The organism is Neobacillus camarae, from assembly GCF_054950115.1.
Window position 1 is genome coordinate 558,182 of record NZ_JBUCKX010000002.1, and the last position, 12,894, is coordinate 571,075.

A 12,894-nucleotide genomic window follows, 5' to 3' on the forward strand; every position below is an offset into this window, starting at 1 on the left:
ATCTGCTTGTTGTGCCTTTTCAGCGTGTTCCGATTTTCGTCTTTATCCCGGAAATTAAATATGAAAAATCCGGTCTGCGTATTCATCCTCGATCGCCGTATTGTATTCTGGGCCTCCGTCAATGTTGGCGCTGCGGTAGACGGGGGGATTATATCCTTTCGCTACCATAATTTTAATGGCCTCATACATCGTCTGCTGCAACAGCAAGGTGGCGGAGAAGGAAGAAGTCCCGCAAACTTTCGTCTCTAATCCATCGATTTCCAATGCTGCATCCCCAAATTCAGATCGGTTATCCAAAACCACGTCGGCAAACTCATATAATAACTTGCCCGATGAATGACGGGAGCTGGATTTTTTGGAAGAATCGAGTGCGGTGACGACAATCAGTTTATTGCCATGTTCCTTTATCCACTGTGCCAGCTCGATGCCCATTGGATTGCGACCCGAATTGGATATGAGGAAAAATACATCATGTGGTTTAATTTGTACCTTGTGTGTTAATACTTTCCCAACGCCTTCAATCGCTTCATACATGCCGCCGGCCGGGTCCATGATCACCTTAGAGGGAATCAGTCCGCCCGCTCTGCCGCTTATTTCAATCGCTGCGGCATACGAGTGACCGCTGCCAAAAGCTTGGGTGATGCCGCCGTTCATGATTCCTTCTGCCACAATTTCAGCAGCCTTATGAATGTTTTCCGCTTGTGTTCTTTCTAATTCCTCTGTCAATTGCCGTGCTTTATCAAAAAATTCTAATCCCATTTTTTGTACTCCTCCGTTTCACCAGCTGTAACTAGTTTTTTTAGAAAAATGATTAGCCTAATACTTTAAGGTTAAACAATACAATACCTAACACCATGACCAGCAGGATGGCCTTGGTGGAGTTCATTTTTTTCCGGCCGAGCAGTCCATAGATGAGTCCCACCAGAAGGACAGGGACCATTGACGGCATGATTTGATCAATCATATCCTGAATTTTTAACGAGACCTCGCCGGACTTATAAACAAACGGCACTTTGGCGTTGATGACGGTTGGTATGAGGGCTCCGACAACGGTAATCCCAAGTAAAATCGCCGCTTCCGTTAAGGCATTTAAGCGGTCTGCAAATTCGGTTACTAATCTTGCCCCTTGTTTATAGCCGATAGGGAGCAGGGTGAACCGTAAACCAATGATCAATAGATTGACAATTACCCACAAAATGACGCCGGTGGCATTTCCTTTTAATGCCATATAAGAAGCGATGGACCCGAAGATGGTCGGGATGATGACGCCGAAAATCGTATCGCCTACACCGGCAAAGGGACCCATTAATCCTGTCTTTAAGCCGGTTACCACTTCCTTCGATTCCTTTCCTTCCCGTTCCTCAATGGCCATGTCCATCCCGAGGATCAAGCCGCCCACCATGGGGTTGGTGTTGAAGAATTGGTTGTGCATCGACATCATTTCTTTTAAGTCTTCGTCTTTTTTGTAGAGCTTCTTCAAGGTTGGCAAAATCGTGTATAAATAGCCGGTGGACATCATCCGTTCGTAATTCCAGCAAATCTGGCTGCAGAGCAGCCAGCGGACGTTGGCTGCCCATAAATCCCGTTTCGTGATTGCGTTTGAATTCACTGAATCAGTCTTCGTATTCGCCATCTTCATTTTCCCCTCCCATAGTGCTTGCTGTTAAGCCCCCAGCCATAGCCATTTGTTTGTTGTAATTTTGCTTAAAGTACATAATCGCGAGAGCCAAACCGATTAAGGCCACCCCGAACATCGGAACTTTTAGGTAAGCAGCTGCCACAAAGCCGATGATTAGATAGGAAACAAATTTTGTTGTCGGCAAATAACGCAGCAGGATGGCGATACCGACTACTGGTAAAATCCCGCCTGACACCTTCAAGCCGCCCATCAGCCAATTAGGCATTTCTTTTACAATAAAGTCGACGATATTCTGACCGAAGACCAGCATGATAAAGACAGGAATCGCACGGGATAAGCCCCAAGGCAATGCCCCAAGAATAACATTTCGTTTGATGGCTGCGATATTATTTTCTTCGATGTTTTTGTCGATGCGATGCAGGAAGAAGGTATTGGTGAAGCGGGCTAATACATCGAGCTGTACCATGAGAAGTCCCACTGGCACGGCAATCCCGATGGCAAACTCCACATCCTGATTGGAAATGATCGCAAAGGCGGTCCCTACAATGGCTCCTGTGACAAAGTCCGGTACCGACGCACCCCCGTAGGTGCCAACACCGAGTACCATTAATTGAAGGGTAGCCCCTACTGCCAGCCCGAGTGTGACATCGCCCATAATGAAGCCGGCAAAGGTGCCGATAATCACGGGATACTGGCAGCCGATATTGAGTGACAAAGAATCAAGGATCGATAAAAAGGCCAAGATAACCAAAAGAATGATTTGCCAAACAGCTAAGTCCATTCTGTTTTCCTCCTTTATTTTTCAACCAGCTTAAATCAGTTCCATAAAGTTGACAGCGTCTTCTGAAGGAACCATTTGGGCTGTGAAGTGGACGCCTTTACTTGAGAGATACTTGAAATCTTCCACATCTTGCTCTGTCACGCTGACAGATTTCCGAACTTGCTTGGAGTTTAGTTTGGCTGACATATTTCCGACGTTAATTTGGGGCAGCTCCACACCGCCATCTATCAATTCACGCAAGGCAGCAGGGGATTTGACAATGAGGAATACCCGCTGATCAGCATATTTTCCTTCCAAAATATTTTTAGCCGCACCGGCTGTTGTTAAGATGCTTAACTTGACTCCTGAGGGAACGGCGGTTTTTAGGGCCATTTTTTCCATTTCACTTTTGACGACTTTGTTATCGACAATCATGATGCGGGAGGCTTTGATGGTATTGGTCCACATGGTGGCAACCTGTCCGTGAATTAAGCGTTCATCGATTCTTACGTGTACAATTCCATTATTCGGCATTAGTCCTCTTCCTCTCCAGTTTCATTTTGTTGGCTGTCATTTTCCGTGGTGAGTATTTTCGTCGTTTCGATCACCCCAGCAATTGCTAATTCCAGGCTTTCGCCCAAAATAAGCGGTATGACTAAAGCGAGCGATAATCCTGAAACGATGGTGATCTGGTTGTATTTTTCGGTTAGCATAATGGCTGCGTTGCAGGGAGTGCCGCCTAATATGTCGACGATAATGGTGATGTCCTCTTCCGCATGCTTTTCAATGATTTGTTCATATTGATGTTTGACATCTTCCGCCCCCATGCTTTGGGTAAAAGCGATGGCATGGAGGTTATCGTGCACGCCTGTGATCATTTCGCAGCTGTTTTTCGTTTCGACGGCATACTGGCCATGTGAGGCCAAAATATATTGCATAAGGGTCCGCTCCTTCTATTGTTTTTTCTTTTCAATCTCGATGAAATAGTGATTATGGCGGATAAAGGTTTCTACATACTCGAATGGCTTGGTTTCCGGGACAAAGGTGATTCGTTCTATTTTGTAGACGGGCAGTTCCCCGATTTGCAGTTTTCTTTGGATGTCTTGTGATGGAGGGAATACGACCTTGATGGTTTCTTTCATCGCTTCATTCAAAATATTGATGCCATATAGCTGGTCTATTTTTTCCGAGAGGGAAGTGAATTCCTCATAGTTTGATAGATCAAGATTCATTAAGTTGCTTTTGGCGATGAAGTTATTTTGTATCGCCCATGCTGTATCGTCTATGTAACGAATTCTTTCGAAATGGACAATCGGCTGTGCTGGCGGAATTTGAAGTTTCTCCGCGACTCGCTCATCCTTGATTTCTTGGATGGAGAGGACTTCTGTGCGTTCGGCACTAATTCTTTTTCTGGTATTAAAATCGACAATTTGGTCATTGGGAAAGTGGGAGTATTCGTTAAAAATGACTTCCTTGTTTAAAATTGATTTGCTGACAAAGGTCCCTTTCCCTTGCTCCCTTGTGACCAGTCCGGCGCTGACCAGTTCTTGGAGTGCGCGGACAACAGTGGTATTGCTGACGTTATATTTTTTCTTTAGTTCCCCCTCTGAATAGATTTTTTCCCCTTGTTTGAATGTCCCATCGCTGATTTTTTGCTTAATGTCATTGATAATGGTTAGGTATTTTGGGTCACCCATAGTCATCCTCCTGGTATAGCTATACCGTCATTTGGTTATTCAATCTAACGTGATAACCGGTTAACACGTTAAGTTATAACAAAAAGATAACCCAATTATCAGAATAATGCAAGCGCTTTTATTGGGCTATTTTTGAACAAATTTTAAAAATTGGGGAATTTGTATGATCGGGCATTTCATGTTCTTGATTATATCTTTCTTGAATAGGCTTGGCATGCACTTTGGCAGAAACTCTTACAAGGTTTTTGAGAGTACAATGAAAAATTGGAAAATTACACTAGTTTTTGAGGCATAAAGTAGGATTTTGCTTTTGAAGTGGGTCTTTGGATATACGGTTCGACTCATTCTTTCAGAATCAAACAAAATAGCCCTTTTTTCTGCGGCCGTTTCTGACAGACTTCGCAAAAATTGAGTCTATAATATTCGTTGTTACCGTTTACATATAACTGGATTTGCGAAAGTCCAATACATAAAGACAGGGACATCTTAGTGGGCATGCGCCCATCATATCGATTGATGGCCAGGGACGATGGTTACGGTTTGGAGGTGGCCCGTTTAAGCGGATAGAATAGGCGCTGCATGGATTCAGGCATGGGGAAGAGGTATGCCAAAAGGAGGCGACTTATCAGTAACCTGTTGTAGCCTATCTGAAAGACTAGAAATCTATAAAACGTTTAATGCAAGGACGGTTCAACTTGGAAGAATCGATTAGCGAGAGGGGAAATTTTTGTGAAAAAAATTGGAAGTATGATGATGACCGGCTGTATGCTGGCAACCGTGATTACGACAGGTGCGGTTAGTGCAAATGCAGAGGAAACGCCGGTATCCCATGCGGTAAGTGCTGTCACAACACAGGCAGCGACAGCTAGTATTTACTATATTTCTCCAACTGGTAGTGATAGCAATCCAGGAACAATTGATGCACCATTCAAAAGCCTCATGAAAGCCCAAGAAGCCGCTTCCCCTGGGGATACGGTCTATATTCGCGGCGGTGTTTATGATGATTTTACAAGTGCAAAAACCGATAATACCTACCATTATGTGAATAATTTTACGAAGAGTGGGATCGCCTATGAGGCCTATCCTGGGGATCCAAGACCGGTTTTTGACTTCAAAAATGTGCCAACCGACCGACGTGTGGCTGCTTTCTTTATCGATCCTGTAGCGAAGGGTCTTACCTTCAAAGGATTTGATGTGATTGGGGTGAAAGTCGGCCCGCAAAAGCAATCCGAAGCTTTTAATATCCGCGGCAACGCCAATTTTGAAAATATGGCGGCCCATGATAATGAAGCCAATGGTTTTTATTTTAATGTGCATGGTTCAGGAACAGTGATTAACAGTGATTCTTATAACAACATTGGACCAACTGACCTATCGGCAGGAAACACGGATGGTTTTGGTGCACATGGAGATGATGTGACGTTCATTAATGACCGTGCCTGGCATAACAGTGATGATGGGTTTGACAGCATCACTTCACGTGGCACCGTGCTGTATGATCATTCCTGGTCTTTTGATAATCGGGGGAATCAGAATGGGATAGGCGACCAAAATGGGTTCAAAGTCGGCGGATATGCTTATAGTTTAACGGGAATCCCAAATCCGGTGCCGGTTCATACCGTGAGATATTGTTTAGCTGTTAATAACGGGGCGAATGGCTTTTATGCGAACCATCAGCCAGGGCAAGCGGCCACTTGGACGAATAACACGGCCTATAATAATGGCAACCCGCAATATAATGCGAACTTCAATATGCTGGAGCGCGTAAGCCCGACGGATATCAACAACATCCCAGGTTATAGAGAAGTATTGCACAATAACATTTCTTATATGGGCGTCTTAATGCGGGATGATCATAATCCGCCAGAAAGTGTCGCGAATAATTCTTGGACTATCGATGGCGGCCTGCAAATCGCTGACAAAAATTTTGTCAGCCTGGATACGGCTCAATTATCAGCACCTAGAAAACCAGATGGCAGTTTGCCGGAAGTTTCGTTTCTGCGTCCTGTACCGACAAGTTCACTTTTCCAATATGGTTTAGGCTACACGGCTGACCAGGATGCAGTGATTGCCTTACAGGAACTGGTGGCATCCTTCACTCAGAACGGGGCCATCGATCGTGCTGGGATCGCAAGCAGCCTTCAAGAAAAACTAGAGGACCATGAACTGTCTGCATTTGTTCATGAGGTAGAGGCTCAATCGGGTAAGCATATCGATAAGGAAACCGCTAAACTTCTTGTTCAAGAAGCCAATGCGTTGACGAAATAAGCAATCGAATTCAAAAAAAAAGGCACCCGCTACGGCCATAGCGGGTGTTTCTTTCATGAATCTGGCAAGTGAATAGGTCCTGTTCTTAAATGGGTCTATGGCCACAAATCGATTTTAAAGTTCAAACCATTCATGGATTTGTAGATTCATTTTCAGTTCCTTTTTATGTTTGAATTCATTTGATTCAGGACAATAATAGTATTCCTCTTTGTAATCTTTGATATGATCAATGACATCCTCGACGCAGTCGAATACGTAGTGAATTTCCTCTGTTTTGGTTGTTGGATGGAATGAAATACGGATCCAACCTGGTTTTAATATAAGATTACCTTTATCTATTTCATCTGTTATTCTTTTAGAGGAATCTTGAGTTATATTTAACAAATAATGTCCATAGGTACCAGCGCACGAACAACCGCCACGTACCTGGATACCATGAACGTCATTTAATAATTTCACGATTAAATTATGATGAACGTTTTTGACATAAAAAGAGAATATGGGTAATCGCACCTGCTTGTCTGGTTCTAATAACGTTATCTTTTCATTATTGTGTACTCTATTAAATACTGTTTCAATTATTTCCTGTTCTCTCTTCTTTATATTTTCAATGCCCATTTTTTCCTTTAGTTTAATGGCCAAACCTGCACGAATGGCTTGTAAGAATCCAGGTGTCCCGCCATCCTCCCGTACTTCTATATCATCAATGTAGGATTTGCCGCCCCAAGGATTTGTCCAGTTGACAGTTCCTCCACCAGGTTTATCGGGAATTTCTTTTTGGTAAAGCCTTTTATTGAAAATAACGATTCCAGATGAACTTGGACCCCCTAAAAATTTATGAGGTGAAAAGAAGATGGCATCCAATCTTTCATTCGTATCTTGGGGATGCATATCCATCGATACATATGGTGCAGAAGCGCTGAAATCCACGAAGCAGTAACCATGGTATTTGTGCATCCGTTTGGCTAATTCGTAATAGGGAGTTTGAACTCCTGTCACATTGGAACATGCAGTGAATGAGCCAATCTTAATCGTGCGCTCTTTATATTTTTTCAGCAGATTTTCCAATGAATCAGGGCAAACATCCCCGTGATCGTTTGGGGGGACAATCACAACTTCGGCTAAAGTCTCTTCCCAGGAAGTGTGGTTGGAATGGTGTTCCATGTGGGTGATGAAAACTACAGGTCGATCCGAATGATCTACCTTGATTTTATTTTTTAAGCCTTCATTGACCGATAATCCTAAAATGCGTTGTAACTTGCATATAGCTCCTGTCATTCCGGTGCCTTCAAACAGTAATACATCATCTGCATTTGCATTAACATGCTTCTTAATGATTTCCTTTGCGGAATGATAGGCATCTGTCATGGCTTTACCCGTTACATTCGTTTCCGTGTGTGTATTTGCCACAAAAGGACCAAGCTGGTGTGCAATCTTTTCTTCTATTGGCTGGTACAAACGACCGCTTGCAATCCAATCCGCGTAGCAAATCCTCTTTTGTCCAAAAGGTGATATAAATGTTTGAGTGTTTCCAATGATCCCATCATAATAGGGTCGAAAATACTCTTCTAAACTTGTCGTGTTTTCTTTTGTTATCATAATTTTGAGCTTCCTTTAGAATAAGTATAGGTGTTTGAATATTATGAATATTTTGTGCGTAATGTAGGAGACTTATTATTGACATATTGCTGGTAAACTATCGGACTACTCATTCCCGCGTGATGGATAGATCCATACCAGACCTTTCTTGAATACATAAGCAGTACCGATGATGGAAAATATCACAACTACCAAAGTTGTTTTTTCGTTATGATAATCATAGTTAGGTATTGCAATATAACATAATAATGTCAAAATTGAGCCTATAATGATGGCAACCATAATGTGAACTAAAAATAAAGCCAATTGATACTTAAATTTCTCCATACCAATCCTCTCTTTGAGTATTCTATAATTGATTCATCTATAGACTCCATCTTGCTTCGCCTTAAATCAATTGGTGTTCTGCAAACTCTTCTTTTTATTTCTCCTCCTTTTATACTATCGTGGTAGTGTTAAATTCCTAGTTAAAGAGATTATAGGACATTTTTCCTTTGTTTTCCATAGTTAATGTGCTGCTTGTTATTTCGACAATATTCGAAGAGGTGTCCCCAACGTATGACTTTTTGTGACACTCTCTTTTTCATGAAGCGGGGGACAGTTCTCCTGCTTCTTTTTTACCTTTAACGCACAAGAACCATCCCCCTGTTTCTAAGAAAATTCTAATCTTCCCGAGTTAGACTGAATGAGTGAAAAGAATTCAGCCATCCAATAGGAGGATGATGAGATGAAAAAAATGGACAAAAAATGGGTACTTCTATGTTCCACGGCCATTGCAGCGGTTTATGCCGCTGGGTATTATACGACAGAAACGCAGGCGGCCGATGGGCTGCCGAAACCATATACGGCAAATTTTGTTCAACCAAACAGCCAAACCTCCAAACAAACGGACGTCAGCAGCAGGCAAACCCAATCACGGTATAAAGACGGAACTTTTACCGGCATGGGAATGAATCGCCGAGGCTCCATTGAAGTACAGGTAACCATAAAAAACGATCAAATCACCGATGTGGAAATCAGTGATTTTGCCATGCATTATTCGGAACGTGATGTAGTAGGGCTGCCGGATGAGGTCCTGCAGAACCAAGGCGCGCAAGTACAAAATGTATCCGGGGCCACCTATAGCACGGAAGCCTTCCAAGATGCGGTGCAAGAAGCCCTGAATCAAGCCCAAAATGCATAGGGCGGAGAAGGAGGGAAAACCATGAGAAAAACCAAATTGTATATGGATACTGTAGTCGATATACAAGTTGTTACAGGAAAATCAAAACAAGCAGCGGCCGAAAAAATAAATCGGGCGTTTCAGGCCTTTTACCAAGTGGAACAAGCCTGCAGCCGGTTTAGCCCTTCAAGTGAATTAATGCGGGCCTGCCAAAATGTCGGCACACCCGTTGAAATCAGCCCCTTTTTATTCGAGCCGCTTCATTTTGCCATCGAAATGGCCAAAATGACGGAAGGATTATTCGATCCCACGGTCGGGAAAGTGATGGAGAAAAACGGATTTAACCTGCATTATTTAACCGGAGAACGAGTGGACAGCCCTGCAGCCGAGGAGGTTTCGTATCAAGACATCGTTATGGATCGGAAAACCCGTACCTTATGGTTAAAAAAACCTTTGGTCATCGATTTGGGTGCTGTCGCGAAAGGTTTTGCCATTGATTTGGCTGCCCAGGAATTGAAGGAGTTTGACGGCTTTCTCATTAACGCTGGCGGTGACCTGTTTGCCGGAGGGGTCGATTTTTATGGGAAGCCGTGGAAAGTCGGGATTCAGCATCCGTTTCTAAAAGATCAGTTGATTGATACCATCGAAATCACCAATCAAGCCATCTGCACATCAGGAAGTTACGAGCGGAGGAATCCGGCAATCGCTGACTTGCATCATATTGTGAATCCAAAAACCAAGCAATCACCCAACCAATGGGTCAGTGTCAGCGTCATGGCCCCATTCGCCATGATGGCGGATGCCTTTTCAACGACCTCCTTCCTGCTTGGCGGGGAAAAAGGAAAAGAGTTAATGGAAGACGCCAATTTACAAGGAATATGGATTACACCTGACTTACAGCTTGTTAGAACGGGAGGGATTTAAATGAACACAGCTAAATGGATTAAAACGCCAAAGGGATATGTGACCATCATCATCGCAGCTTTTTTCATCATCGCTTCGATTGGATCCGCCACACTCATGGGGATTATGAATGGTCTCCTTGCCATTGTGGCGGCATATGCAGCAGATTATATATACTGCAGGCTGAATAATCGAAAAAGCAGCAAGGATAGTACGGTCATTACAGGCCTGATTATATCCTTGGTTTTAAGTTTCACCACCCCGTGGTATATGGTGGCAGGGACCTCGGTAATGGCCATCCTGTCTAAGCATTTGTTAGTCTATAAGAAGAAACCGATTTTTAATCCGGCTGCCTTTGGCTTGCTGCTATCGATTTTTCTTTTTCATACAGGGCAGAGCTGGTGGGGAGCATTTGGAGACCTTCCTTGGTGGATGATCGGCATTCTTTTAATAGGAGGATACCTGGTAACGGAGCGGGTCAATAAATTTCCTCAAGTGTTTGCCTTTCTGGGGACGTTTTTTCTTTTACTCCTGCTTATGGGGGCCTTGGAGATCGGGGGAGCGGCAGATGCATTTCGGCCACCCTTTATTAACGCCGCCCTGTTCTTTAGCTTTTTTATGCTGACCGATCCGCCTACCTCACCGGCCAAGTATCAGAATCAAGTGGTATTCGGCATTCTTTCAGCCGTAACGGGAATTATCGTCTACGCCATTTTCGGCGGCTTGACGTATTTGTTTATCGGGCTGATGATAGGGAATATCTATAGTTATTGGAAAAAGTTATCGGCTTCGAAAGCAGCAGAACGCAGGCAGATGCGATCTAAAACTTCTCGGAGAGTGATTAGTAGATAATGTATCGGCAAAATGCTGGGAAGACGATCGTGGTTGAAAATCCTTAAGGGGGTTGGCAGGGCAGAATGCGAGTATTGGTTGTAGAAGATGATTTACCGTTAAGAAAAATTATTTCGACCATTTTACAGGAAGAACAATACGAAGTGGACCAAGCGGAAGATGGCGAAGAAGGGTATATGCTGGCCTCAGCCTGTGAGTATGATTTGATCACGCTTGATATTATGCTCCCGAAAATGGACGGTTTTACCTTAATGAGGAAATTGCGGACGGAAGGAAATCAAACCCCGACCTTGTTTCTAACGGCTAAGGATCGGATTGAGGACCGGGTGAAGGGACTTGATTACGGGGCAGATGACTATATCGTCAAGCCTTTTGCAACAGAAGAATTTTTAGCCAGAATCAGGTCACTCCTGCGCCGGGCAGGGAAAATCGGGCTGGAAGGGAAAATATCCTATGGGCCCATCCTTTTGGATACCACTCAGCATGAAGGCATTATCGGTGACCAAGTTTTAAAGTTGACGATCAAAGAATATGAGTTGCTTTATTATTTGATTCAAAATAAGGAACAAATTTTAACGAGAGATCAAATATTTCAACGCATCTGGGGAATTGAATCTGAAACGACCGACGCCATTGTTGATTTATATATCCACTATTTACGGAAAAAATTAGCCCCCTTTGACTATGAACACCTGATTCGGACGGTCCGTGGTGTGGGATATATGCTGAAGGAGTAGTATGATCTATGTTTAAAAAAACAAAACGCCGGCTTGTCATACTGAATTCGCTCGTTTTTTTTATTCTGCAAAATATTTTTGGCGCCCTTATTTATTTTTATACGTATTACAGTTTGTACCACCAGGTGGATAAAAACCTTACTGAAAAGAAAAGCCATTTGCTCCGCGAAAGAGAGAGAATTGACAAGGAATTCAACCCGGAACGGGAGGAAAATAGCCGGTTTGTCTATATCCTTTGGAAGAAGGGAACGAAGCAAAGCCTAGTGGTTCCAACGAACTCCTTTTCGGAGGCGCAGAGGAAACCATTTTCCAGTCTGCTTGATCAGGAAGGGCTGCAAACGGCGGCTATTGGGGATCAATCCTATCGGTATATCAATATCTCGGTTTCCGATAATCAAAACTATGCTCCCTATCAGAAAATTCAAGTGGTCTATAACCTGAAACACGAAAAGGAAATGCTCTCCCATTTATTGATGGTGATTGGTTTTGGTTCGTTATTAAGTGTATTTATTGCCATTCTGGCGGGGATTTACCTGGCCAGTAAAGCGTTAATCCCTATCAAGCAATCTTGGGATAAGCAGCAGCAATTTGTGGCGGATGCCTCGCATGAACTAAGGACACCGCTGTCGGTTTTAAAACTAAATCTTGAACACTTGTTTCGCCATCCCAATCATAGTGTCGAACAGGAAAGTGAAACGATTCATCAGTCCATCCAGGAAATTAATTATCTGTCAAAGATGGTCACCGATTTGCTGACCTTGGCCCGTTCTGATTCTGGCCAATTGCAGCTGCAGCATGAGGCCATCCAGCTGGATGACATTCTTCATCAGGCAGTAAAGAACTTTAAAGCGTTAGCCGATTTGAAAAATATTGGAGTAGCTGCGGAGCTTTCTCCCATTTCCTTAACGGGAGATAAAGAGAGGCTGAAGCAGCTGTTTGTTATTTTATTAGACAATGCCGTTAAATACACGAAGGAAAATGGTGTGATTTCCCTTAAAAGCGGTGTGAAGAATTCGCGCGCCATCATTGAAATAGCGGATACGGGTATTGGGATACCGAAGGAAGATATCCCATATATCTTTGATCGCTATTACCGGGGAGACAAGGCAAGAACCCGCCACTTAGAAGGATCCGGATTAGGGCTTTCCATAGCCCAATGGATTGTTCAATCCCACTCAGGCAAAATTCGGATTATCAGTCATGAAGGGGAAGGGACGCGGGTTATCGTAAATCTTCCTGTTAAATGAAGCAGGGATGTTCTCCTGCTTGGAGCCATG

Annotated in this window: 14 protein-coding genes; 6 read left to right on the plus strand and 8 right to left on the minus strand. The window is 43.5% G+C overall.

Annotated features, from left to right (window positions below):
• Window positions 1–54: 54 nt before the first annotated feature.
• Genes ACY8D0_RS10425 through ACY8D0_RS10450 form a run of 6 tightly spaced genes read right to left on the minus strand, consistent with a single transcriptional unit; the run spans window position 55 to window position 4,096 of the window.
• Window positions 55–759 carry an SIS domain-containing protein gene (locus ACY8D0_RS10425; protein ID WP_462410440.1) on the minus strand — a complete coding sequence of 235 codons (705 nt, stop codon included), beginning with the start codon at window positions 757–759 and terminating at the stop codon, window positions 55–57.
• Window positions 760–811: 52 nt separating this feature from the next.
• Window positions 812–1,639, minus strand: a complete 828-nt coding sequence (locus ACY8D0_RS10430) for a PTS system mannose/fructose/sorbose family transporter subunit IID (RefSeq protein ID WP_462410441.1) — start codon at window positions 1,637–1,639, stop codon at window positions 812–814.
• The gene (locus ACY8D0_RS10435) at window positions 1,614–2,420 is read right to left on the minus strand and encodes a PTS mannose/fructose/sorbose/N-acetylgalactosamine transporter subunit IIC (protein ID WP_462410442.1); all 807 of its coding nucleotides are present in this window, start codon (window positions 2,418–2,420) and stop codon (window positions 1,614–1,616) included. Before ACY8D0_RS10435 ends, ACY8D0_RS10430 begins: the two co-directional genes overlap by 26 nt.
• Window positions 2,421–2,450: 30 nt before the next feature.
• Complete coding sequence (locus ACY8D0_RS10440; RefSeq protein ID WP_462410443.1) at window positions 2,451–2,933, minus strand: PTS sugar transporter subunit IIB; 483 nt, start codon at window positions 2,931–2,933, stop codon at window positions 2,451–2,453.
• On the minus strand, window positions 2,933–3,337 hold the full coding sequence (locus ACY8D0_RS10445) for a PTS sugar transporter subunit IIA (RefSeq protein ID WP_462410444.1): 405 nt from the start codon (window positions 3,335–3,337) through the stop codon (window positions 2,933–2,935). Before ACY8D0_RS10445 ends, ACY8D0_RS10440 begins: the two co-directional genes overlap by 1 nt.
• A gap of 15 nt (window positions 3,338–3,352) precedes the next feature.
• On the minus strand, window positions 3,353–4,096 hold the full coding sequence (locus ACY8D0_RS10450) for a GntR family transcriptional regulator (RefSeq protein WP_462410445.1): 744 nt from the start codon (window positions 4,094–4,096) through the stop codon (window positions 3,353–3,355).
• 729 nt (window positions 4,097–4,825) lie between these two features.
• Between ACY8D0_RS10450 and ACY8D0_RS10455 the strand changes: the two genes are divergently transcribed.
• The gene (locus ACY8D0_RS10455) at window positions 4,826–6,364 is read left to right on the plus strand and encodes a right-handed parallel beta-helix repeat-containing protein (protein WP_462410446.1); all 1,539 of its coding nucleotides are present in this window, start codon (window positions 4,826–4,828) and stop codon (window positions 6,362–6,364) included.
• Window positions 6,365–6,478: 114 nt separating this feature from the next.
• On the opposite strand, the gene ACY8D0_RS10460 is transcribed toward ACY8D0_RS10455, so the two are convergent.
• Both ACY8D0_RS10460 and ACY8D0_RS10465 read right to left on the minus strand, forming a co-directional pair.
• Complete coding sequence (locus ACY8D0_RS10460) at window positions 6,479–7,963, minus strand: aminotransferase class V-fold PLP-dependent enzyme (RefSeq protein WP_462410447.1); 1,485 nt, start codon at window positions 7,961–7,963, stop codon at window positions 6,479–6,481.
• Between the two features lie 105 nt (window positions 7,964–8,068).
• Entirely contained in the window at window positions 8,069–8,290 is a 222-nt protein-coding gene (locus tag ACY8D0_RS10465) for a hypothetical protein (RefSeq protein WP_462410448.1), read from the minus strand.
• Window positions 8,291–8,690: 400 nt separating this feature from the next.
• Between ACY8D0_RS10465 and ACY8D0_RS10470 the strand changes: the two genes are divergently transcribed.
• The 5 genes from ACY8D0_RS10470 (at window position 8,691) to ACY8D0_RS10490 (ending at window position 12,864) form a co-directional block, all read left to right on the plus strand.
• Window positions 8,691–9,146, plus strand: coding sequence for an FMN-binding protein (locus ACY8D0_RS10470; protein ID WP_462410449.1), 456 nt, complete (start codon window positions 8,691–8,693; stop codon window positions 9,144–9,146).
• Window positions 9,147–9,167: 21 nt separating this feature from the next.
• Window positions 9,168–10,049, plus strand: coding sequence for an FAD:protein FMN transferase (locus ACY8D0_RS10475; RefSeq protein WP_462410450.1), 882 nt, complete (start codon window positions 9,168–9,170; stop codon window positions 10,047–10,049).
• Window positions 10,050–10,880 carry an RnfABCDGE type electron transport complex subunit D gene (locus ACY8D0_RS10480; protein ID WP_462410451.1) on the plus strand — a complete coding sequence of 277 codons (831 nt, stop codon included), beginning with the start codon at window positions 10,050–10,052 and terminating at the stop codon, window positions 10,878–10,880.
• 65 nt (window positions 10,881–10,945) lie between these two features.
• Window positions 10,946–11,617, plus strand: a complete 672-nt coding sequence (locus ACY8D0_RS10485; RefSeq protein ID WP_462410452.1) for a response regulator transcription factor — start codon at window positions 10,946–10,948, stop codon at window positions 11,615–11,617.
• Between the two features lie 8 nt (window positions 11,618–11,625).
• Window positions 11,626–12,864, plus strand: a complete 1,239-nt coding sequence (locus ACY8D0_RS10490) for a sensor histidine kinase (protein ID WP_462410453.1) — start codon at window positions 11,626–11,628, stop codon at window positions 12,862–12,864.
• Window positions 12,865–12,894: the final 30 nt, after the last annotated feature.